Source organism: Halomicronema sp. CCY15110, assembly GCF_016888165.1.
In the GTDB taxonomy this organism is placed as follows: domain Bacteria; phylum Cyanobacteriota; class Cyanobacteriia; order Phormidesmidales; family Phormidesmidaceae; genus Halomicronema.
Genome location: NZ_JACSWC010000370.1, coordinates 37,612 through 59,935 on the forward strand (window position 1 = coordinate 37,612; position 22,324 = coordinate 59,935).

Sequence of the window (22,324 nt, forward strand, 5' to 3'; positions counted from 1 at the left end):
TGTTTGATTGATTAATATGAGAGTCTTAGTCATCGGCGGCGACGGATATTGTGGTTGGGCAACGGCGCTTCACTTGTCTAACCGGGGCCACGAAGTTGGTATTTTCGATAGTCTGGTACGGCGTCATTGGGATGCACAATTGTGTGTCGACACTTTGACTCCGATCGCGCCCATCCAGACTCGTTTACAGCGCTGGAAAGATCTGACTGGCAAGGAAATTGACCTGTTTGTCGGTGACCTGAACGATTATCCCTATCTCGAAAAAGCGCTGCTACAGTTTCAGCCCGACGCGGTCGTTCACTTCGGTGAGCAGCGATCGGCACCGTTCTCGATGATTGACCGTGAGCACGCCGTCCTGACCCAGTCCAACAACGTCATCGGCAACCTCAATCTGCTGTACGCGCTGCGCGACCATTTCCCCGACTGCCACCTCGTGAAGCTGGGCACCATGGGCGAATACGGTACGCCCAACATCGACATCGAAGAAGGCTACATCACCATCGAGCACAATGGTCGCAAAGATACGCTGCCGTATCCCAAGCAGCCCGGCTCTTTCTACCACCTCTCCAAGGTGCACGATTCTCACAACATCCACTTCGCCTGCAAGATTTGGGGCCTGCGGGCAACTGACCTTAACCAAGGCGTAGTCTACGGCGTCTTGACCGAAGAGACTGGGATGGACGAATTGCTAATTAACCGTCTGGACTATGACGGGGTCTTTGGCACCGCTCTCAACCGCTTCTGTACTCAGGCGGCGGTAGGTCACCCGCTCACGGTCTACGGCAACGGCAGCCAAACCCGCGCCTTCCTCGACATTCGTGACACGGTGCGCTGTGTTGAAATTGCGATCAGCAATCCCGCCGATCCCGGTGAGTTCCGCGTGTTCAACCAGTTCACGGAAATGTTTAGCGTCAACGAATTGGCTAAGCAAGTGCAGCAAGCGGGCGGCACCCTGGGCGTCAAAGTCGAGGTCAAGAACCTCGAAAATCCTCGGGTAGAGGCCGAAGATCACTACTTCAACGCCAAGAATACTAACCTGCTGGATCTGGGCTTAGAGCCGCACTACCTGTCGGATTCTTTGCTGGATTCTTTGTTGAACTTTGCTACTAAGTACAAGGGTCGCATTGACCAGAGCCAAATTTTACCCCAAGTGAAGTGGCGTCGTTAGACTGCGAATTCATCTGGTTTCGTTAACTGGAAAGGAGATTAGGTTTGCCGATATTTTAGGGCCTTTACAGGTGTCTAGAAAGTTGGGAATCTAGTCTCTTTTTTTGTCTGTCGCTATTTTTTTGTTGGATGTCCTAGCTTCGAGTACCGAGCCCATGCGTATTGCCCTATTCACTGAAACCTTTTTGCCCAAAGTTGACGGGATTGTGACCCGCCTCAAGCATACGGTGGAGCATCTCCAGCGGTTGGGGCACGACGTGATGGTATTTTGTCCCGAAGGGGGAATGACGTCGTACAAAGGAGCGCAAATCCATGGGGTGTCGGGCATGGCGTTTCCGCTCTATCCTGAGCTGAAGCTGGCGTTGCCGCGCCCCTCGATTTGGGAAGCGGTCGAAGCGTTTGCCCCCGACTTAATTCACATTGTGAATCCAGCGGTGTTGGGGATGGCGGGGCTGTTTTATGCCAAGACGTTGAACCTGCCGCTGATGGCCTCGTACCACACCCATTTGCCGAAGTATTTAGAGCATTACGGCTTGGGCGTCTTGGAAGGGGTGATGTGGGAACTGATTAAAGCGGTTCACAATCAGGCGCGGATTAATTTGGTCACTTCGACGGCGATGCAGGAAGAACTGACGGAGCACGGGGTGGAGCGGGTGCAGGTGTGGCAGCGGGGGGTTGATACGGAGCTGTTCCGCCCGGAACTCGCGAGCCGAGACATGCGCGATCGCCTCACTCAGGGCCATCCCGACGCGCCGCTGCTGTTGTATGTCGGTCGCCTCTCAGCCGAGAAAGAAGTCGATCGCATTAAACCTGTGCTGGAATCCATCCCCGATGCGCGGTTAGCGCTGGTGGGCGATGGCCCCCACCGCGAAGATCTGGAACGGCACTTTGCCGGGACGAACACCAACTTTGTGGGGTATTTAGCCGGGGAAGCGTTGGGATCGGCGTATGCTTCTGCCGATGCGTTTGTGTTCCCCTCGCGGACGGAAACGTTGGGCTTGGTGCTGCTGGAAGCGATGGCGGCGGGGTGTCCGGTGGTGGCAGCCAACGCTGGCGGCATTCCCGATATTGTCACCAACGGCGAGAACGGCTATTTGTTTGATCCGAAAGATGACGGGGGGGCGATCGCCGCCACCCAGCGCCTGCTCGATCGGGGCGCTGAACGCGAGCTGATGCGCCGCAATGCCCGCATGGAAGCCGAAAAGTGGGGCTGGAACGCCGCCACGCGGCAACTGGTTGACTTCTATGCGGAAATTTTGAACGCTGGCGCGATGCCAACAGCCGCTTAGGCTTCAGTCCGCCCAGAAGGCGGGCATCGTCAGCATGTGTTCAGTGATATAGCAGGTCACCCCCAATGTCGTTAGGCTGAAACCAGTCTGAAATTGAGGATTGGTTGTGCAGCGACGTCGGATCTACACCATCGGTGCCTTGCTGGTCGCGATCGCCCTGCCGCTGGCTTGGTGGGGGCAACAGCAGCGCGCCCGCGCACCCGAATCGCCGCCGGGGATCGCCGTGTTTCCCGCTTCTAAGCCAGGGCCGGCCGCGAGTGCGCCCCTGGAACTGACCGCCGCTGATGAAACCGCGATCGCCGCAATCATTCGCCAACAGTTGGCCGCGTTTCAAGCCGATGACGCTGAGTTAGCCTTGAGCTTTGCCAGCCCCGATATTCAAGATCAGTTTGAGACGGCAGATGAGTTCATGGGCATGGTGCAGACGATGTACGAACCCGTCTATCGACCGCAGTCCGTCGATTTTGGCCCGGTTGAATTCATTCAGGGGCGGCCCGTACAAGCGGTCATCGTCCTCGGCCCCAGCGGCACCTGGGTGACCGCCTATTACCAAATGGAAAAACAGCCGGACGAAACCTGGCGCATCGCGGGTTGTGTGTTGGCCCCCGTGGAGGGCGAAACCATTTAACGCCGCCGCAGTTTGCTCACCAGCTTGCGCGAAAACTGGACATTGAGTTTTTCGCGATCGGCCCAGTCTTGCAAGATGCGGTAGAACAGTTGGCGATCGGGCGCTTGCAGCACCGCCGTTTGGTCGGCAGTTTCGATCGCATACGGGTACCCACTGCCCACAATGACTTCCGCTTTCACCCAGTTAATGACAGTTTCCGCTAGGCCCGCTTCCCAAAGCCACCGGGGCAGTTCCAGCCGCGCGGGGGGGCGATCGCGGGTCGTCTGCAAATACGTGAAAATGACCTGATCTTGCTGGTCGCCATATTTATCGAGAATGCCCTCGCGATCGCAGTGCAGCAGCGGCGTGCGATCGCCCCAGGACATCAACTTTTTGAGCACCTGGGCATCGTGAATCGTCTCAACGGCTTTGACCTGTGGGTCATAGTGCTGCAATAGCGTGGTGAGGTCACGGGCATAGGAGGTATCGATAAAGCCCACCAGCGGCACCCGGCACTGCTGACTGGTGGCGAGCAGCTTCACCATCGCATTCACGTAGGCGGCCTGACTTTCGGGATCAAACGCATCGGCAAAGGTCACCACCAGCGAGCCGTCAAACAGCACCAGCGTCCGGTCTGGACACTGACAAGTTTGCATGTAGCCCACCAACCGCTCCACTTCCATTTCAAAGCGGCGGATGTTGACCCGGCGATCGACCGGCTCGCCCTGGTGGTTGACCCGCAGGTCATCCGGCGTCAGCACATCCAGCGCAATGTCTTTGGTGTATTGCCCGTCCGGCGTGTGGGGATTTTCGAACCAGCCAATCTGAATCAGCGCCACGGGCAGCGACACATCTTTGCTGGGAAAGATCTGAGAGCCATCGACCGCAAAGGTCGTCACCCCCGCCAGTTGCGCCTTCACCCATTCCAGACTGTCTTCCCGATTGGCCCAGTGATGCTGAGTGGCGATTACGCCTTTGCCCACCGCGTCAAAATTTTCCAGCAGATGCGCCCCGATGCCTGATTTCGACAGCCGCTTAGCCGTTTTTGCAAAGGGTTCCTGAGTCAAGCTTTGCCAGGCTTTGCGATAGCGATCAAGATCGTCCTTAAATGTCTGGTTAAAAGTCGAGAGCGCCTCGCGTTTCTCTTCCAACACGGCGCGGATTTGAGCAGGGCTAACGGGCATATATCCTGACTCTTTGCTTTAGGACTAATGTATTATAGTGCCGTTTTTTCGGATCGCACCGGCCAATTTCGGGGGGCGGGGCGGCGGGCAGGGATGGCGCGGGACACCTGTCGTGACGAGCGGCCCGACCCAGGGGAGAACAATCGCGGCGCGATAGATTTGTTACCCTATGCAGACTGAATGGATGGAGCCTACTGCCGTTGGAAGGGGAATCTGAGATCGCGCCACCACCGCATCCCAACACCGATTTAGGGCGATCGCCGCTGGTGATTGGCAAAGTCGAAATTCCGCCCGGCAAGCGGGTCAAAGTCGAGATTCCGGTCACGCGGTTACCGACGGGCACGACACTTTCGCTACCCGTCGCCGTGGTGCGAGGGCGCTATCCCGGCCCCTGTCTTTGGCTGAGCGCCGCCATTCATGGGGATGAATTGAACGGCGTCGAAATTATTCGCCGCGTGGTGCGATCGCTCAAATCGTCTTACCTGCACGGCACGGTGCTCGCCGTTCCCGTGGTGAATATCTTTGGTCTGATCGAACAGTCGCGCTACCTGCCCGATCGCCGCGATCTCAACCGTTCCTTTCCCGGCTCTGCGCGGGGATCGCTGGCGGCTCGCCTCGCCGCCATTTTCATGCAAGAGGTGGTGAGTCACTGCACCCACGGCATCGACCTCCACACCGCCGCGATTCACCGCAACAACTTCCCCCAAATTCGCGCCAATTTGCAAGACCCGACGACCCACGCTTTTGCCAAAGCCTTTGGCGCGCCGATCATGATCCATGCCAGTACGCGGGACGGCTCCCTGCGAGAAGCCGCCGCCAAGCGGAATATCCCCACGCTGCTGTATGAGGGGGGTGAGGCGCTGCGGTTTGGGGAAGACGCGATTCAAGTGGGGGTGGATGGGGTGCGGCGGGTGCTGGCGTATTTGGATATGTACACCCTGGATGCGCCGACGCAGGTGCCGATCGCGATCGAATCCTCTGAAACAAGATGGATTCGGGCTTCGCGGGGGGGCTTTTGGCATCGCAAAGTGGAACTGGGTCAGCGGGTCAGCGCCAAAGAAACCCTGGGCTTTGTCACCGATGCCTTTGGCGACAAACCCACCCCCGCCCGCAGCCCGCTGGATGGCTACGTCATCGGCTACAGCCAAAATCCCCTCATTCACCAGGGCGACGCCCTCGTCCACATTGCGAAGGTTCAATCCAGTTGAGCACCCGGTACGCGGCAGCGGAGACGACGATGCCGTAGCGTCAAAACACCGCCAAAATCAAAGGCAGCAAGGACTTACACACCGTCACCAAATTCGACGCCTCCGTCAGCGGCTCAGCGATCGCCTTCAAGTTCGCCGTCGCCCGCTTTGCCACTCGCTGCATCGCGTTTTCTTGGGGCTTGCTTCCAGCCTCCGCCAGCTTGCCCACTTCCCCCAGGGCTTCTTTTTTCTCGATGTCGCTGAGTTCTGTCTCCGCTACAATGGCGGCTTGCAACTCCGTGAGCAACTCTTTCAGGCTGCGCTGATCGGCACTCGGGGCCGCGTCCGGCAGTTGGCTGATCTGCACCGTTACCTGACCGCTGAGTTCGCCCAGGTTGACGACATTGCCCTCCATGCTGCCCGTGTTGATAAAGCCACCGTCACCCGCATTAATGGGATTATTCATGTTGTTAATTTGAATAGACGACAGAAACTTGCTGAAGCCCAAAGCGACTTCTTTCACGTCCTCGGCTCGCTGCGTTTGCCCTTGCAGCAGCCCCTTGGTGTAGCCTGCTTCGAGTCCGATCTGATAGCCCTGATCCCAACTGCGCTCGACCTGAGCTTTATCGGTGCCGTCGGACACTTGCAGGGTCAGCAACACATCCTCGCCCTGCTTTTCCATGCCTTGAATGGACTCGCGGGTGATCTCAGGATTGTCAGCCATGACCTGCTCAAACGCGGCTTGAAATGCTTGCGGGTCAACCCCATTACGGATCAGGATTTGCACCGTGTCGAGCATTTCTTTGAAGAACTTCTCGAAGTCACCGGGTTGGAAGATCTTGTCGGGATTGTGGGGTCGCCGCTCCCGGTTGCCCTTGTCATCCGGCTCGGCTTTGAGGAAAACATACTCGCAGTCAATGTCTTTGAGGATGGTCGTCTCGTCAATGTTCCACGCTTCCAGGCAAGCTCCGGTCAGGTGCGCCCCCGTGAAGTCAGTGCCGACACATTGCGCATTGGTCAAATTCGCCCCGTGCAGTTCCGCTCCCTCCAGAGTTGCGCCGTTGAGGTTGGTTCCCTTGAGACGAATGCGGTGGAGTGTCGCCCCCGCTAAATTGACTCCCCGCAGGTCAGCATTGGTCAGGTCTTGGTCAACGCCATTGAGGGAAACCAGCAAATTGCGAACGCGGGGATCTTGCAGGTTACTGGTGCCGAGGCGGGCGTAATCTAATCCCTTTGTTTGATGCCAACGAACACGGTTTATGCAAGCTGGCGAGCCATCATGAGCAGCAAACCTTACATTTCTAAGGCTTGCCGATATAAAAGTTGCATTTGTCAAATCTGAACCATGGAAGGAAGATGCTCCAAATGCTGCTAAAGCTAAGGCCATCCTCCGAAGATAAGAATGTTCAAAATCGGGTTGAGTGATTTGGTGAGCGTTGTAGAAAGTGCCGCTCATATGAAGTGCAAAAATCAACCAGAAAATCCATGAAAATACATGGCTATCTAGCTGAATAATTAAAGGTCTTAGACTACTTGCCGCTAACACAGCCCCACCACAATAACCAAAGCCTGATAATATCCAACCTGATCTTCTTAAAGAAAAAACGTTGACCGAGATAGAGATTGAGCATGTCAATGCAAACAAGATAGAGGCTGATTGCGTCACAAGTAGGAAGGGCAAAACGGAAAAAGAATCGACGCTAAAGCCTTGACGTGTAACAAATACTGAGAACGCAACTATCCCATTTAAAGACAAGAGAAATAGAGCTCCACTAATTTGATAGGAACTAGGTAATGTCAGCATTGGAATACTTAGCATGAAAATTATCGAATGCATGAGTATGAGGAAAGCGTATTCTGCTGCTGAAAATAGTTCTGTACCAAGAACTGGAGAAAAGATGAGGATAATTGGCAATAGGTAACTTGAAAGACTGGCAAGAGAATTAGTGAATACTAAAAGCCAGTAAAAAAGATGGTTTTGAACAAAGGTCACATCCTCACCTAAAAATGCCTTTCCCCCTTGAGACCGATTGAAATTTGCGGCGGTTAAATTAGTATTTATGAAAGTGGTACTTCGAATATCGGCTCCGGTGAAGTCGGCCCCTGATAGGTCGGCCCCACGAAAGTCGCAGCTGCGCAAGATAGTGCCGCGAAAGTCACGCTCACCAGCGGCGTAGAGGCGCAACACATCTTTGGCTTGGAGGCGCTGCCCGTGGTACTTGCCGCGTTCTGACATGGGGGAGAGGGTAGTGGGACGGTAAGAGAGTGGGATGGTGGGTGCCCAGCAAATTTTCTCTATTTAAGCCCAATTCTCAGAGCAAGGCTACGACTGTTTCCTGATGGCTTCCGGTGAAGGTGCGCCGCGTAACAAGCCCGCTGTGCTGAGATCTTCGTCCAGTGCTTCCCAGTGCATACCATAGCCGCCGCCACAGACTTCCCACTGCTTTCGCTGGGCTGGCGTGGCGTTCAATAATCGGGGATACCAGACCAAAGGCACTGTAATAGTTCGCCCATCCATGAGGTCTACGCTGATGGTGTCTTCGGTGAAATGGACATCTTTGACCCGCTCATCGATTTGAATCGCCAAACCATCCATACCAGGCCTCCAAAAACAGTTGCTGATGGTCTAAAACAAGCTTGCGTAGTTTGCGTAATTCCTTGGGACTAAAGCCAATATTGTTAGCCAACTCTCCTGAATGTAACCAAAATTTAGCGGATGCACAGTCTCGATCAACATGAATATGAGGGGGTTCATTAGGTTCATGACTGTAGAAATAAAACCGGTAAGGCCCAAGCTTTAATCCTGCTGGCATCTTTCTGATTTGGCTGGAAAGAGTTGACCGGGGTATTGGCGGCGATCTGACATGGCGGGCGAGAGGGTAAGAGTGGGGAGTGGGTGCCCAGCAAATTTTCTCCATTTAAGCCCAATTCTCAGAGCGAGGCTATTGTTGCCGACTTGTCAGGCACTTTTGTAAAGACGTCAGGCCCAATTCTGAGTAGAGTCGGCACCATCATTAAGCCTGTAGATGCCCAAAACTGTCGCTGATCTAAACATTAGCGGTCAAATGAAGATTGCGTAGACCGCCAATCTTTATAGTCCAGCGCGATCGCCCTCTGGTGGCCGGGCCAAGTGGCACTGGTGGCGCGATCGCCCGTGGCTACAATCCCGCCCGATCCAGTTCTTGTTGCAGGGCTGGGTGCCGCGTGTGGTGCGATCGCGCCTATTCCAAATCGTTTAACCGAATGTCATCGCCGCTCATGTCGGTGTGATAGACCAGGGTTGCACCCCCACCTTCCACCACTGCCCGCCAGCCAAATATCGCGATATCAGTACAGGCAGTATTGGGCGCAGCGATGCCTAAACAGCCATCCCATACGCGCGGTTCTGAGCTGGTCACCTGGAGTTGTTCGGCAGGGACTCCGGCTTCTGCGGCGGCGAGGGCGATGACTTTTTCACCAATCGAGGGGGGGAGATTGTTGTCGAGGGGCGATCGCCGAATGGCATTTCCCTCAGCATCCGTGCGGTAAAAATCGCTGGTGTCGTGATGCACCACTTCCACCTGCCAACCGGGCACTAGCGCTTGTAGGCACCCTTCATCGGGGCGACCCAACCCCAAGCAGCCATCAAGCCAGGTTTCTTGATTGACTCGCAAAATGCTGAGTTCGCTGATGGGCAGTTGCAGGTCTTGGGCGGCTTGCTCTAGGACGCGATCGCTCACCGATGCGGGCACCATTTCGGGCGGCATGGTGTGCTCCGTTGCCGGCGGCGCAGACGACTCTGAGCCAGTTTCAGTCGGGACGACGCAGCCCGCCAAGGTACTCACTGCGAGTCCGCTGATGATACATCCGATCTGTACCCAAGGCCGCCGCCGCGTGACTGGGAGCTGAGGGAGGGAGCCAACCATACTGTTATCCTTGCAAGCTCAATGATGTTGATGGTAGCTGGCTGAGCTGGCGATGTGATCTGTGATACGAATTGTTTATGCCATTTGATTACTCCCGGACCATTCATTTTGCGGACACCGATGCGGCGGGCGTCGTCTACTTCGCGCGAGTGTTGAGCATTTGCCACGAAGCGTATGAGGCGTCGTTGCAGGCATCGGGGGTGGATGTAAGGGCGTTTTTTAGTCGGGGGGCGATCGCCGTTCCCATCACCCATACTCAGGCAGACTTTCGGCGACCACTGCTGTGTGGCGATGCAATTACCGTGCAGCTCACCCCCACACCAACGGGAGACGACAGCTTCGAGGTTGCTTACCAAGTGTTGACCCCAGAGGCCAAACGAGCCGCGATCGCCACCACTCGCCACGTCTGCATCGACACCGCTACCCGTCAGCGTCATCCCCTAACGCCGGAGTTGATTCGCTGGTGGCAGCAGTGGGGGACAGCTGAGCCAACACCCATTGACGCAGCGCCGCCCGATTGAGTTTGCCCTGGGCATGGCGCGGCAGGCTAGGGCAATACAGCCAGTGCTTGGGAATCTTGTAGGGGCTGAGCTGACCTCTGAGGATGTGGCCGAGGCGATCGCTCACGTTCGACTCAGTCTCAGGGTGGGCAATAATCGCCACCACCGCTTCCCCCCAGTCCGCATCAGGCACCCCCAGGATGGCCACATCGCGCACCCACCCCGTCGCCAAAATCGCCGCTTCCACCTCTTCGGGGAGCACTTTTTCGCCCCCGGTCATAATCAGGGTCTGTTGGCGGCCCACCACATGCAGATAGCCAGCGGCGTCGAGGTAGCCCAAATCCCCCGTGCGCCACGGTGGGGCGATCGCATCTAGCCCGCGCGCCAGGGCGAGCGATTTCGCCGCAATCATAATGTGTCCCGGCTGGTTGGGGGGTAAGGCGTTGCCAGCCTCGTCGTGAATGGTCAGGCGGGCATGGGGCAGCGCCCGACCGCTCCCCGTCTGCCCCGCGAGAAATTCCTGGGGCAGCAGCGTCGCCACCTGGGAGGCCGTTTCCGTCATGCCGTAGGTAGGGGCGAGGGGCAAGCGGAGGTCACGCGCCGTTTGCAACAGAGCGGGCCAGGGCGGTGCCCCCCCCAGCAAAATGGCTGAGCACGATCGCAGCCAGGGAAGGAAATCGAGATCGCTGCTCAACAATCGCTGTAACTGCGTCGGCACCAGTGAGAGAAATGAGGGCGCGGCGGTGGGAGCGATCGCTCCAGCCTGCAACAATTCGCGAAACGGTTGCAGCGTCAGCCGACCGCCGGAGACCCAACACCGCAGCGCCTGCATCAGCCCGCTGACGTGATACAGCGGCAGCACGCAGTAGGCATTCACCGTGGCACAGTCAAAATGCTGGCAAAAGCCCTGTACAGAAGCGGTCAGGGTGTCCCAGGTGTGGGTGGCGAATTGGATATTGCCGGATGAGCCGCCCGTGGGGATGAGGATGGCGGGAGAGGAGTGGTGGGGTGGCAGGGGGATTGGGTGGCAGGGTGGTGGGGTAGGTGATGTTGATGAGGTGAGTGAGGTGGGTGAGGTGGGTGAGGTGGGTGAAATCCCGTTGGGAGTTTGAAGTTTCTCGGCGATAGAGGCGGTGCCGAGAACCATGTCGGCGGGGCACTGGGCCATCACTTGTGACCATTCCTGCGTGCCCCATTGGGGATTGGCGAGCCAGAGGCGGCAGGGGGATTGGAGGGCGGCGAAAAAGGCGGCGAGGAACCGCACCGGATCCGGTTCTGCCAAGAGCACGTTACGCGGAGCCTCGGCCTGGAGCTGGGTCTGAAACTGTTCCAGTTGATCCCAGAAAGTTGCGGCTCCCATACCCACGAGCCAGGGTTCGCCCCACCGTCGCTGCAAGCTCTCCGCAGGGGTCATAGCTGCTCCCACAGGGCCGTCGCCGAGAGGGTTTGCCAGTCATCGGCAAACCAGTGGCCAATGCCAAAGCCGAGCGCTCGTTTGGCCATGCCCTGCGTCCATAATGTTTGCGCCAGCTGCATCGCTTGGTTGCGCCCAATCGGGGTTTCGAGGGCGGAGGAAAAGACGACATCGAGGCGATGCTGCAAACAAAAGTCCGCCAGTCGCTGAGAGCAGCCCGCGATCGCGGGTTTCACCACATACACCACCCGATTCCCCACTCGCTCATAAACCTGCTGGAGTTGCCGAAACGTGGCCACCGATTCATCGAGGGCGATCGCGGTGCGAAACTGTCCTTGCACCTGGGGCAACCAGTCGAGAATGCGATCCGGTGGCAAGGGCTGCTCCAAAAACTCGATGGTCAGGGGAGCGCGATCGCACTCGGCCAACCAGGCTGCCGCGCCCTCCGCCGTGAGTCCACCATTCGCATCCAGCCGCAGCCGCAGGTCCGACGGGGCCGCCGCCACCAGTTGTTGAAAAATCGCCAACTCCGGCTCAACGGGAGCGACCCCAATTTTCCACTTAAACGTGCGATGCCCCGCTTGCCAAAGTCCCTGCCACCCCTCGATCACCGCGGCCCCCGTCGGCAACAGCGCACACATGTTTAAGGGATCGGGTGGCTGGGGTGATGGCTGTTTAAGTTGACAGGCAGATGAAAAAGCCACCCGGTCCCTGACGGCCCCGAACCCGAATTGGCAAGCGGGCAGCGAGTCGGGGATTGCGTTGATTTGCTCAGGGGAAAAATGCCGGGGGACGCGATCGCAAAACGCCCGCGCCTGTTCCAGCGTCTCCGTGCCAAACCAGGGAAGCGGCGCGATCTCCCCAAAGCACACCTGACCCGACTCATCTTCAAACCGCAGGATCAGCCCCTCACGGACTTCCCAAGGGCCGTGAGCCGTCCGCAGCGGCTGACGAAAAGGGCGACGGTAGGGGCGCACATCCAGGCGCATCTTTACAGCACCGATGGCAACACCAGCCCCAAACTCAGCAACACCCCACTCCAAAAGTGAAAGCCGATGGCGTAAAACTTCAAGTTAAAGATTTTCACCGGCTGATCGTGGTAAGTCAGAGCCTGCAGCGATAACCGCACAGCCGAAATGCCACTCAATAACGCCAGCAATGACCACCGGGGCAAATAGCCCGCGATCGCCGCTCCTAAAATCAGCACCAGCACCAGCCCACACAGCCAGGGAATGAGCTGCGCCCCCCGTTGGGTGCCGAGCCGGACGATGGGCGATCGCTTGCCCGCCGCCACGTCATCCTCCACCTGATGAAAGTGTGAGCAAAACAGCACCAGCGACGTGGTGATCCCAATGATCACGCCCACCACCTGACTGCCCACCGACCAACTCTGGGTCTGACTGTAATACGCCGCCCCCACCCCCAGCGGCCCGAAGGCAAAAAAGCAGAGGATTTCACCAAATCCTTGATAGCCCAAGCGCAACGGTGGTCCCTGATAGGCGTAGCCCAGCAGACAGCTCAGCAAAATGAGCCCTAACACGGTCGGATCTTGTTGGCGGAGGGCGATCGCGATGATCCCCGCAATGCCCAGCCCCAGCAATCCGTTGCCAATGGCAAAAACCAGCCGCTTATTCCGCGTCAGATTCACCAGCGAATGATGCTTGTTCACATCGATCCCCGTTTCCGAATCAAACACATCATTGCAAATATTTTCCCAAGCCAAAATCAAAATGGCCGACGCCAAAAACGTCAGAAAAATGCCGACCTGCAACACCTGAGTTTCGGCAAAAGCGACCAGACTGCCGACCAAAATGGGCATCATCGCCACGCTATACATCGGCGGCTTGAGGGCCGCCAACCATAACTTCTTACGTTTTCCCGACGCCTCGATGGACTGGGTGGTAATCTCCATAAGTTCAAAAATCAAGGGCTAAATCAGCATAGATCGCTCTCGTAGAAATGCACCGAAACGATAGAGTCGGTAAAATTTCGCGCCCAGCGCCTCTCGATCGATCGCTGGCAAGGGCGCAAGGCAAGATTATCAAAGGCAACGGATTTGACCTGGCGTATTCTGTAGGGTGAAACAGCCTGGGCCATAGTGACCGGCAAGACTGTCCGTTCGGTCACGTCCGTTTAAGCTAGCTGCATTACCTCCCACCATTGCCATCTGAAAATTTGACCGATATGAAATTCTGGCGTCCTCAGGTCTTAATTCCTAATGTGACCGCAGGACTCATTACCGGACTGCTGACGCTGACCTACAGCGTGTCCTATGCCGCGCTGATTTTTTCGGGCGATCTCTCGCCCTACCTGTCCATCGGCATTAGCAGTGCCCTGGTGGGGGCGGTCGTGTTGGCGTTGATTGTGGCCTGGGGCAGTTCGCTACCCTTCATCATCGCAGGGCCAGATGGCAACGCCGCCGCGATTTTGGCGCTCATTGCTACCACCGTTTCCACGCAGTTAGTCGGCACGGTGGATAGTAGCGCGATCGCCCTCACCATTTGGTTTGCCATTTTGGGCAGCACCTTGCTGACCGGGGGCTTCTTATGGCTGCTGGGGCGACTGCGGCTGGGGCGGTTTATCCGCTTCATTCCCTACCCGGTGGTGGGGGGCTTTTTGGCCGGGGTCGGCTTGCTGCTGGCGCAAGGGGCGATCAAGGTGATGACCGGGACTAGCCCCACCCTGCGCAACCTGCCAGATTTTTTCACCCCAGCGCAGCTGATGCTGTGGCTCCCCGGCCTACTGCTCGCGATCGTGTTGCGATGGGCCTTGGGACGCTTTCGCCATTGCCTGACCTTGCCCGCCATCTTGCTGGGGGCGACCTTGTTGCTGCATGGCTGGTTGCAACTGCGGGGGCTGAGTCGAGCGCAAGCGATCGCTCAAGGCTGGCTGTTGGAACCCGTGAGCGCCACCAATCCGCTGCAAGCTTGGCAGTCGATGTCTCTGAGCACCGTGCAGTGGTCAGCCCTATGGAGTCAGACGGGGAGCTTGCTGACGCTATTTGCCGTCGTCGCCATCACCATTTTGCTCTGTGCCACCAGCATTGAAATGGCCACCAACCAGGACATGGATTTTGACCAGGAGCTGCGCATCGCGGGTATTGCTAACCTCGTCACGGGCGGGCTGGGGGGCATGGTGGGGCACCTCTCCGTCAGCCGTAGCTTGCTCAACCGCGAAGCCGGGGCGACCAACCGCCTCTCCGGAATCGTCGCCGCCGGATTTTGTGGCAGTGTCGCCATTGGGGGCAGCGACGTCCTAGCCTTTTTGCCCAAAGCGATGTTGGGCGGTTTGCTGCTGTACCTGGGGTTGGCCTTGCTGATCGAGTGGGTCTACGAAGCCTACTTCCGGCTGTCCTGGGTGGATTATGGCTTAGTGCTCGCCATCTTGTTGATTGGGGCGCGGTTTGGTTTCCTGGCGGGGGTCGGCGTGGGGTTGCTCGTCGCCTGCCTGCTGTTTGTGATTACCTACAGCTCGCTCCAGGTCATTCGCAATCGGCTGTCCGGACTGACTTATCCCAGCCGCCACAACCGCACCTTCCACGAGCGCCGCATTTTGCAGCGGGAGGGCAACAACATCCAGATTTTTGTGGTGCAGGGTTATCTGTTCTTTGGCACGGCCTATTCCCTGCTGAGCGAGATGCGCGCCTATCTCGAAGGGCTCGCGCCAGAACATGAGCAGTATCTGGTGCTGGACTTTCGCCTGGTGTCGGGGTTGGATTCGTCGGCCATCAACAGCTTTATCAAAATGAAGCACCTGGCCGAACAGGTCAACGCTTACCTGCTCTTTAGCGATTTGTCGCCCCAGATTGAGGCGGTTTTGCGGGGCAAGCAAGGGGCGATCGCTGCCGAAGATCCCATTTGCCACACCTTCCCTAATCTCGATGCCGCCATTGACTGGTGCGAAGCCAAAATCATTGACCAGGGGACGTTTCGCCGCAAGCGCTTTATCCCTTTTGCCATGCAGCTCGAAGAGTTTTTCACCGATCCCGATCAGGTGCGGCCCTTCATGCAGTATTTAGAAAAAGTTCGACTGCCCGCAGGCGCACCCCTCTTTCAGCAAGGAGACACGGCGAACGCTCTTTACTTTATTGAGACGGGGCAAATTTCCACCGTTTTGACCGTCGAGAATGGCAACACCAAGCTGCTACAGACCAGCGGGCCGGGCACCATTGTGGGAGAAATTGGCTTGTACGGACAGACTGAATATGCGGGATCAGGCATCGCCGATAAACCCACCACGGTGTACCAGTTATCGCAGCGATCGCTCCAGCAAATGCAACAAGAGCAGCCCGCCATTGCCGCTGAGTTCCACCAAACGGTGGCCCGTGTACTCGCCAGTCGCCTCACCCAAGCCGTCACCGGGGTCGAAAAGCTCATGCGCCTCCAGTAGTCATCGTTTTGTCGTTCAGGGCGATGACTACAGAGCACGGCTGAGAGACAGCAAGAGGAGGGGAGAAAATACCTTAACGATCGCTCGATTGCCAGATATCCATCAGCCAGCGCATGAGTGCACTATCATCCTCAGTTTGCGATCGCGTCAGAGCCGCTTCAATGAGCGACATCTCCAAGCCTGGCAAAACGGCTGACGTCACAATTTCACCGCTACGACGATTCGCCATCGCAAAGGCAATGACCGTGCGGTCAGCCACATTCACCACCCAATATTCCGTTACGCCTAACCGCTCATAAAGTAAACGCTTCGCCCCTAAATCATCTTTAAATGTGCTGCTCGCCACCTCCACCACTAGCGTGGGTGGGCCATAACGGTTGACATCAACCGGAGCATTATTCTGCGGCGGCAGTTCAAAATCGGCACCAATGTAGAAAGCCAAATCCGGCTGACAGCCTCGCTCTCCGGCCTGATGAAAGCTGCCATTCACAAACTCTGCTGTGCGTAGACAATGAATCATGGCAAAAAGACTGACGACCTTTGACACCACTGAATTTTGCCGACTATGCCCAGCGCCTAACGGAGACATCTCAATCCTCATGTAGCCGTTGTCAAAATAGCTGCGACCCATCTCAAATGAGGGCGCATCTATCAGATCAGCAAAAGTTGACCAAACGGCTTTGCACCAGGTGTCGGTCTGCACTTGGGGCGATGCTGACAAGCTCATGTCACCTATCCCAGAACACTAAAATTCAACATCAGTGGCCTCTGGCTCTAGTGTACTCGCTACCATTTGGCGGTGATCTAGGGGCGGTCAGAGCCGGGGGGGGCGATCGCGACGTTTGGCTAAGCTCTGGCCAAAATCTGGGACAATGCCTCTGATCGGCAATCGTGATGCAACCTCGTGGCCAACGAATCTCAAGTTATCGGCGTTGATCTGGGCGGCACCGCCATCAAACTCGGGCACTATTCTCAATCGGGCGACTGCTTAGCCCAGCTCGTGGTCGATACCCCCCAACCCGCTACTCCCGAAGCCGTCCTCACCGCGATCGTGCAGGCGATTGACCAACTTGATCCCGATCGCCAGGCACGAGCGATCGGCATTGGCACCCCCGGCCCCGCCTGCGCCCAGGGAAGAGTCGCTCGGGTCGCCATCAATCTGGCGGGCTGGCAAGATGTGCCCCTGGCCGACTGGGTCGAGGCCAAAACTGGTTTGCCGACCGTGCTTGCCAATGACGCTAACTGTGCGGGATTAGGCGAAGCTTGGCTCGGGGCGGGCAGCGATTTTCAAGATTTGATCGTGCTCACGCTGGGCACCGGAGTCGGGGGCGCGGTCATTCTCAATGGCGAGCTGTTTGTCGGACGCACGGGAGCTGCGGGTGAGCTGGGCCTCATCACGCTCGATCCCGAGGGGCCACCCTGCAACAGCGGCAATCGCGGATCGTTGGAGCAGCACTGTTCGGTGCAGGCGGTACGGCGCGACATGGGCTGTGAACCCGGCAAGTTAGCCGCCCAAGCGTTGCTCGGCGATGATGCCGCGATCGCCTATTGGCAGCAATATGGCCGTTACCTCGGCGCGGGCTTGACTAGCCTGATCTATGTGCTCACGCCAGAAGCGATTATTCTGGGGGGCGGCATTAGCGCTGGGGCCGATCTCTTTTTGCCCACCGTTTGGCAAGAGATTGAGCAGCGGGTGTTACCCAGTTCCCGCGAGGATTTACAAATTCTCACCGCTCAACTGGGGAACCAAGCAGGCGTGGTCGGCGCGGCGCGTTTAGCGCTCAACCGCTATGGTCAGTAGCGTGAAAACGCGACTCAATTAAGGCCATACATGTGAACTTTTCCGTAAGTAGCCGCACAATTTTTCGTGATCTTGGGTAAACAAGTGGTACGCATTCCCAGGGTTAAGGCAACCTCAATTCCATGACTAAAACCAACTATCCCGCCCTGGTCGGTACGTTCGTAATTACCGCCGGGTTGCTGGGGGGCGGAGCCTGGTATCTCAGCAAAGCCGCTCCGACCTTATTGGGTAACAGCAATTCCAGTAATAATCAAAGCGCGATCGCTCCCCAGGGCGAAACCCAACTCACCTTGCTGGGCGACACGTTCAGCGGCTATAGCACCTTTCGCAACGAAGCCTTTCAGACCGTGCTCGCCGATACTGGCGTTACATTGACCTATGGCGACGAATTTGACCAAGCCGCCCGCGCCGCCGCGCTCGGTTCCGGCGAGGCCGACATCATCGTCACCACCCTCGATCAGTATCTCCAGCAGCAGCCCGAGGGCACCATCGTCGGCATGATCGATCGCACCATTGGAGCCGATGCCGTCGTACTCAACACGCCCAAATACTCATCCCTGACTTCTTTGCTCGACCTCGCGCCCCTGGTACAGCAGGCCCAGAGCCAGGGCCAATCCCTCAAAATCGCCTTTGCCGGGGATACGCCGAGTGAATATCTCGCCCTCGTGTTGGATACCAAATTTGACGCCTTTAACCTGGCCGATTTTGAAGTGGTGCGGGTGGCCGATGCCTCCGAAGCCTGGGCACTGATGCAAGACCCGAACGAAAATGTGGCGATCGCCGTGCTGTGGGAACCCTTCGTGGCCCAAGCCCGACAGCAGAACTACACCGTTGTCCTTTCCAGCAATGATGCCCCCAACTCCATCGTGGATGTGATCGTCGCGTCCGATCGCCTCATCCAGTCCCGCCCCGAGGTCATTTCCGCTTTTCTGGAGAACTACTATCGCCGCATCGACTCCAACGTGCGCGATGCCTCACAACTGCAAACCCAAATTGCGGAAGATGGTGCCCTCTCCCCCAGCGATGCCGGAGCCGTCTTGCAGGGCATCGACTTTTTCACCGCTGCCGAAGCGCAAGCCTGGATGACCGATGGCACCTTGCAACGGCGGATTGAAGCGATCGCCGCCGTCCTCGTCCTCTCTGGTCGCCTGAACGATTTGCCCAGCAACCCCGCCGACCGCTTCACCGATACCTACCTGAACGACGCCGCCCAAAATACCCAAACCCTCATCGACCTCGTGCGGGCCGACAATCCCGAACTGGCCGAACGCCTCGCCGGCAGCACCGAACAAACCCTCAGCATTCCCCAGGTTACTGCCGAAGAAGTGCAGGCCGCCCCCGACATCGGCAACCTCGACGTGCAAGGCAAAGTGGAATTTGGCACGGGTTCCGCGCAACTCACCGCGGCTGGTCAGCAAACCCTGCAAGGTCTAACTCAGGAAATTCAGGAATTCAATCCGGAAACCGTCGCGGTGCGGGTCATCGGCCACACCTCTCGCACGGGTACGCCAGACCTCAACCAGCAGCTCAGTCAGCAGCGCGCCCAAGTGGTAGTCGATTTCTTGAGAAATCAGGGCATTCAGCACAACATCGTCGCCGAGGGCAAAGGCTTCTATTTGCCGCTATCGGGGGTCGATCCCGCCGACCCGGCGCAACAACGCACCGAGATTCGGCTCGTCCGCGTGAACTAAAACTCAAACGCCCCGGCCAAAGCGATTTCCCTGGCCGGGGCGGATTAACTGACGAATGACTAAACAGTAAACAGTGAACTACCTAGCAGGTAACACAAGCCGCGATCGGCTCCACCACCAGGATATTGGCGCGGCGGCCCAGCACTTTGACTCGCGTTCCTTCTGCTAGGGTAACCGCGCGATCGCAGCAGGCGCGCCACCGCACCCCCTGAAACCGCACCCGTCCGAGCTGTCCTGGTTGAATCGCCGTTGTCACTACAGCAATTGACTCTGAATGGGCATACCAAGCGGCTTGATCGCGATCGAGAAAGTCGTTTGTTAAGGGATAAGTCGTTTCGAAGAAATCTGTGTCCTCCAAATCTGAACTGAACAGTGTTTTCAACAGGTTCATGATGATCTCCCTTACGAGATTCATCTCAAGGGTAGTGATTTCTCGGAGATATCCTCAATGCGTTTTGACTGAAATCGACTAAAGAAAATAGCAATGCTTTCACCAAAAACCACACCAATTAGCAGCCTAGATTCAATAGAGAATTTAGCCATCAGTCAGGCAGAGTACTCAAACCGAGGTATCAGACAGACGTATGATAGTTACTGCCGTCGCGCGTCTTTGCACAACATTAACTAGCATGGATGTCGACCTGAGGTCGCTGCGCGCTCAGTCGCCAAAACCATAGTTTAGAAAAATATAGATGTTAAATATGGGTGGCTCAAAAGCTCATACCAGAGGTCGAAGTTCGGCCGGTAGGAGGCTCGCCACCTGGCGGAACATAGTCAGCTTGGGCGCTCATACTGCCTCCCGCTAAGGCAGCAGCTGTGATCGCGACTAAAGCAGTAGCTCGCAAAAAAATAGGGGAGAGGTAATTCCAAGTCATGGTCTAATTTTCCTGTAAGTGCAAGGTTACACGACACAACACATAGCAATAATCAGGGCAGATTTTCCCTCCCGTCAATAGTGAGGGAAAGACCCTCAATCCCATACTGAAATGCAATCATACCCGGATATTTGGTGAAAATGGCTACCAATGGGATAAAGCATATAAAGAAGATGACCGTAAATATGATGGGATGAATTTTGATGTCCGGTTGTCGATGCTGGGGCTTCAACATTTCCTTGTCCTTAGCTTGACCTTATCAAAATTATCAAGCTTTTAATTTTTCTTCTAACTCTTATTACTTCTAACTCGTATTAAAAGATGATGGCCAGCTCAGCTCGCAGATAGTGCCGCCATTGGGCTTAGAAAACCGAGCAAATTTGCCGCGTAATAAAGTCTCTAAACGATAAAAGGACTGTGTGCCCTCTCCCACATGGGCAGACTGAATGCCAGGGCCATTATCCTCGATCTTCAGGCTGTAAAATTCGTCGAGATGCTTCCCAGAAACTTGGATTCGGGTCGTTCCCACCGCATGTTTGCCAATATTCTGTAGCGATTCTTCCAGGAACCAGCAAAGCTGCCGCTTAATGTCTAAATTGAGCAGTTTACAGTTAAACGGTTCGATCGCAACCGCCCGGACTTTAATAGTCTCAAACCCAGGTAACTTACGCTGCACAGCCAGACTATAGACTTCATACAGCACCTCATGCATAGGATGCGTGAGATCTAACTTGATGTCACCCTCAGAGTAGAAAAAATAAACATCGCCGATCGCTTCTTGTCGAAGTCTTTCACCTACGCCGCGAATTTCCTTATTCAGCGATTCCAGTTCTTGAACGATGTGCTCTTGCTGTAAGTTGCCATCCTTAGAACTCCGCAACAGACGAGACAGTCTTTGTAATGGCCCCGCATGAATCGCACTAAATGCTCGCTCAATTGCTTTTTGCCGCTCGGCTTCTAACACATTTGCTTGCCGCAATTTGGCGCGTTGGGTCAGCAATGATCGGCGCTGACTACGATAGTTGAACCCTAAGTAAGTAATCCCCGCTAACGGCAAGCAAATAGCCATTGGGGTCACAGGTAACAACAGACCAAATTGCAGCAGACACCAGTAGCAAAAACCCAAGCCGATCATGGCACAGATCAGCAGGGCAACTGCACTTCTCGCAGATGAGCTAAAGGATAGGCTCACTAAAATCCCCGTCAAACCTGCACCAATAATTAACAGGGTTTCCACACTGCCGGGCAACGTAAACAGCAGAGGACGATCGGCCATGACCGCTTCAATCAGTTGACTTGCACTGTGGGCTTCGAGTTCTGCCCCCACAATACCCATACGGGGAATAATTACATCTTCATCACTTTCTCCCTGGATCAAGCTAGAGGAAGCGGCTACAGGCAAAAACCGTGGAAAGTCTGAATCGGTGTGTCCAACAATGACCACTTTATCTTCCAGAAAGTCTGGTTTCAAAGAGCGGTTAAATAAATCAAAAGCATTAATAATCTGAAAAGTACTAGGCCCCGACCGATAATTTAGAAAACTTTGCAGGTCGCTAATATTAGTCTCTCGATGATAGCCACCGCTATGGGAATTTAAGATTGGCAGCTTGATAAAAGAACTAGTATTTTCTAATTTAAAAATAGGTACATTCGCTTGGCGAGGATGGTTTTCTAAGGCGTATCCCTGTGTGCCAAGATAGGCTTCTGCAAGCTTAAAGGAAAATGAAAATTTAAATGGGTTGTTGTTCGGCAGACCACCGACGTCTTCTAAATAAGAGCCGAGAAATGTACGGCGAATCCGCCCATCTTGGTCAGGTGGAACGTCATTCATGCCAAATTGCTCGACAACAATTTCCTCTGGCAACCCTTGAGGAGGATCAATTTTGCGAGGCGGTAAGACTTTCTGAACTCCGAACAAATTGGGATGAGTTTTGAAAAGTTCGATCAGTTGCTCTCGTCCCGGAGAAGTATTTTGACCACCGAGGAAGATATTCAATCCGACAGCGGCAGGATCAGCGGCCAAGACAATTTTTAATAACTGAGCAATTTGTTGCTCAGTGAGATCTTCGCGTTCGCTTTGGTTCAGTAAAGTACTGCGCTCAAATAGGATAATTACAATTTCTTCATCCAGCTCCTCAGACAGTCGATTTTGGAGCAAAAAGTCAAGTGTTTGCAACTCTAAATTGGCCAGCAATCCAAAGGAGCGAGTAATCAGCACTCCAACAATGATGGCGTAACCAATCGGCCATTTAGAAGACTTGCGGGCCAGACGTTTTAAGCGACGAGTCGGGACTTTCAAGAATGGCAGCATAGTT

The 22,324-nt window shown here is 55.8% G+C and carries 20 protein-coding genes and 1 pseudogene; 9 read left to right on the plus strand and 12 right to left on the minus strand.

Features of this window, described 5'->3' with window-relative positions; genetic code table 11:
- Positions 1–16 precede the first annotated feature (16 nt).
- The 3 genes from JUK32_RS17785 (at position 17) to JUK32_RS28080 (ending at position 3,084) form a co-directional block, all read left to right on the plus strand.
- Positions 17–1,168 carry an NAD-dependent epimerase/dehydratase family protein gene (locus JUK32_RS17785; RefSeq protein WP_204140205.1) on the plus strand — a complete coding sequence of 384 codons (1,152 nt, stop codon included), beginning with the start codon at positions 17–19 and terminating at the stop codon, positions 1,166–1,168.
- Between the two features lie 154 nt (positions 1,169–1,322).
- Positions 1,323–2,456: a glycosyltransferase family 1 protein gene (locus tag JUK32_RS17790; protein WP_204140206.1), complete on the plus strand. Its 1,134-nt coding sequence runs from the start codon at positions 1,323–1,325 to the stop codon at positions 2,454–2,456.
- A 106-nt stretch (positions 2,457–2,562) separates the two neighbouring features.
- Entirely contained in the window at positions 2,563–3,084 is a 522-nt protein-coding gene (locus tag JUK32_RS28080; protein WP_204140207.1) for a DUF4864 domain-containing protein, read from the plus strand.
- Here JUK32_RS28080 and JUK32_RS17800 read toward each other — a convergent pair.
- Positions 3,081–4,247, minus strand: a complete 1,167-nt coding sequence (locus JUK32_RS17800) for a DNA double-strand break repair nuclease NurA (protein WP_204140208.1) — start codon at positions 4,245–4,247, stop codon at positions 3,081–3,083. The genes JUK32_RS28080 and JUK32_RS17800 overlap by 4 nt on opposite strands.
- 27 nt (positions 4,248–4,274) lie before the next feature.
- On the opposite strand from JUK32_RS17800, the gene JUK32_RS17805 reads away from it, so the two are divergent.
- Together JUK32_RS17805 and JUK32_RS17810 are read left to right on the plus strand one after the other, a co-directional pair.
- On the plus strand, positions 4,275–4,427 hold the full coding sequence (locus tag JUK32_RS17805; RefSeq protein ID WP_204140209.1) for a hypothetical protein: 153 nt from the start codon (positions 4,275–4,277) through the stop codon (positions 4,425–4,427).
- An 83-nt stretch (positions 4,428–4,510) separates the two neighbouring features.
- On the plus strand, positions 4,511–5,455 hold the full coding sequence (locus tag JUK32_RS17810) for a succinylglutamate desuccinylase/aspartoacylase family protein (protein WP_375541581.1): 945 nt from the start codon (positions 4,511–4,513) through the stop codon (positions 5,453–5,455).
- Between the two features lie 40 nt (positions 5,456–5,495).
- Here the strand turns inward: JUK32_RS17810 and JUK32_RS27680 are convergent, their stop codons facing one another.
- The 5 genes and pseudogenes from JUK32_RS27680 to JUK32_RS17830 all read right to left on the minus strand — a co-directional run bounded on the left by JUK32_RS27680 (position 5,496) and on the right by JUK32_RS17830 (position 9,339).
- The gene (locus JUK32_RS27680) at positions 5,496–6,608 is read right to left on the minus strand and encodes a pentapeptide repeat-containing protein (RefSeq protein WP_239112796.1); all 1,113 of its coding nucleotides are present in this window, start codon (positions 6,606–6,608) and stop codon (positions 5,496–5,498) included.
- Positions 6,609–7,475: 867 nt separating this feature from the next.
- Positions 7,476–7,670: pseudogene (locus JUK32_RS28775) on the minus strand (pentapeptide repeat-containing protein); the annotation flags it as partial.
- A gap of 87 nt (positions 7,671–7,757) precedes the next feature.
- On the minus strand, positions 7,758–8,030 hold the full coding sequence (locus JUK32_RS17820) for a DUF2442 domain-containing protein (protein WP_204140212.1): 273 nt from the start codon (positions 8,028–8,030) through the stop codon (positions 7,758–7,760).
- On the minus strand, positions 8,002–8,352 hold the full coding sequence (locus JUK32_RS17825) for a DUF4160 domain-containing protein (protein WP_309224572.1): 351 nt from the start codon (positions 8,350–8,352) through the stop codon (positions 8,002–8,004). Before JUK32_RS17825 ends, JUK32_RS17820 begins: the two co-directional genes overlap by 29 nt.
- Before the next feature lie 303 nt (positions 8,353–8,655).
- Positions 8,656–9,339: a hypothetical protein gene (locus JUK32_RS17830; protein ID WP_204140214.1), complete on the minus strand. Its 684-nt coding sequence runs from the start codon at positions 9,337–9,339 to the stop codon at positions 8,656–8,658.
- A 77-nt stretch (positions 9,340–9,416) separates the two neighbouring features.
- Between JUK32_RS17830 and JUK32_RS17835 the strand changes: the two genes are divergently transcribed.
- Complete coding sequence (locus JUK32_RS17835) at positions 9,417–9,860, plus strand: thioesterase family protein (RefSeq protein ID WP_204140215.1); 444 nt, start codon at positions 9,417–9,419, stop codon at positions 9,858–9,860.
- On the opposite strand, the gene JUK32_RS17840 is transcribed toward JUK32_RS17835, so the two are convergent.
- The 3 genes from JUK32_RS17840 to menA are packed head-to-tail and all read right to left on the minus strand — an operon-like array spanning position 9,760 to position 13,159.
- Entirely contained in the window at positions 9,760–11,253 is a 1,494-nt protein-coding gene (locus JUK32_RS17840; RefSeq protein ID WP_204140216.1) for an AMP-binding protein, read from the minus strand. The two genes, JUK32_RS17835 and JUK32_RS17840, sit on opposite strands and share 101 nt — an antisense overlap.
- The gene (locus JUK32_RS17845) at positions 11,250–12,242 is read right to left on the minus strand and encodes an o-succinylbenzoate synthase (RefSeq protein WP_204140217.1); all 993 of its coding nucleotides are present in this window, start codon (positions 12,240–12,242) and stop codon (positions 11,250–11,252) included. Before JUK32_RS17845 ends, JUK32_RS17840 begins: the two co-directional genes overlap by 4 nt.
- Before the next feature lie 2 nt (positions 12,243–12,244).
- On the minus strand, positions 12,245–13,159 hold the full coding sequence (gene menA / locus JUK32_RS17850) for a 2-carboxy-1,4-naphthoquinone phytyltransferase (RefSeq protein WP_375541582.1): 915 nt from the start codon (positions 13,157–13,159) through the stop codon (positions 12,245–12,247).
- Between the two features lie 278 nt (positions 13,160–13,437).
- On the opposite strand from menA, the gene JUK32_RS17855 reads away from it, so the two are divergent.
- Positions 13,438–15,642, plus strand: coding sequence for a SulP family inorganic anion transporter (locus JUK32_RS17855; RefSeq protein ID WP_204140219.1), 2,205 nt, complete (start codon positions 13,438–13,440; stop codon positions 15,640–15,642).
- A gap of 73 nt (positions 15,643–15,715) precedes the next feature.
- On the opposite strand, the gene JUK32_RS17860 is transcribed toward JUK32_RS17855, so the two are convergent.
- The gene (locus JUK32_RS17860; protein ID WP_204140220.1) at positions 15,716–16,369 is read right to left on the minus strand and encodes a Uma2 family endonuclease; all 654 of its coding nucleotides are present in this window, start codon (positions 16,367–16,369) and stop codon (positions 15,716–15,718) included.
- A gap of 177 nt (positions 16,370–16,546) precedes the next feature.
- On the opposite strand from JUK32_RS17860, the gene JUK32_RS17865 reads away from it, so the two are divergent.
- On the plus strand, positions 16,547–17,443 hold the full coding sequence (locus tag JUK32_RS17865) for an ROK family protein (protein ID WP_204140221.1): 897 nt from the start codon (positions 16,547–16,549) through the stop codon (positions 17,441–17,443).
- 122 nt (positions 17,444–17,565) lie between these two features.
- Positions 17,566–19,134 carry an OmpA family protein gene (locus tag JUK32_RS17870; protein WP_204140222.1) on the plus strand — a complete coding sequence of 523 codons (1,569 nt, stop codon included), beginning with the start codon at positions 17,566–17,568 and terminating at the stop codon, positions 19,132–19,134.
- A gap of 82 nt (positions 19,135–19,216) precedes the next feature.
- Here JUK32_RS17870 and JUK32_RS17875 read toward each other — a convergent pair whose 3' ends face one another.
- A complete protein-coding gene (locus JUK32_RS17875; RefSeq protein ID WP_204140223.1) occupies positions 19,217–19,525 on the minus strand; it encodes an NfeD family protein in 309 nt (102 codons plus the stop codon).
- Between the two features lie 788 nt (positions 19,526–20,313).
- Complete coding sequence (locus JUK32_RS17880) at positions 20,314–22,320, minus strand: CHASE2 domain-containing protein (protein ID WP_204140224.1); 2,007 nt, start codon at positions 22,318–22,320, stop codon at positions 20,314–20,316.
- Positions 22,321–22,324 lie beyond the last annotated feature (4 nt).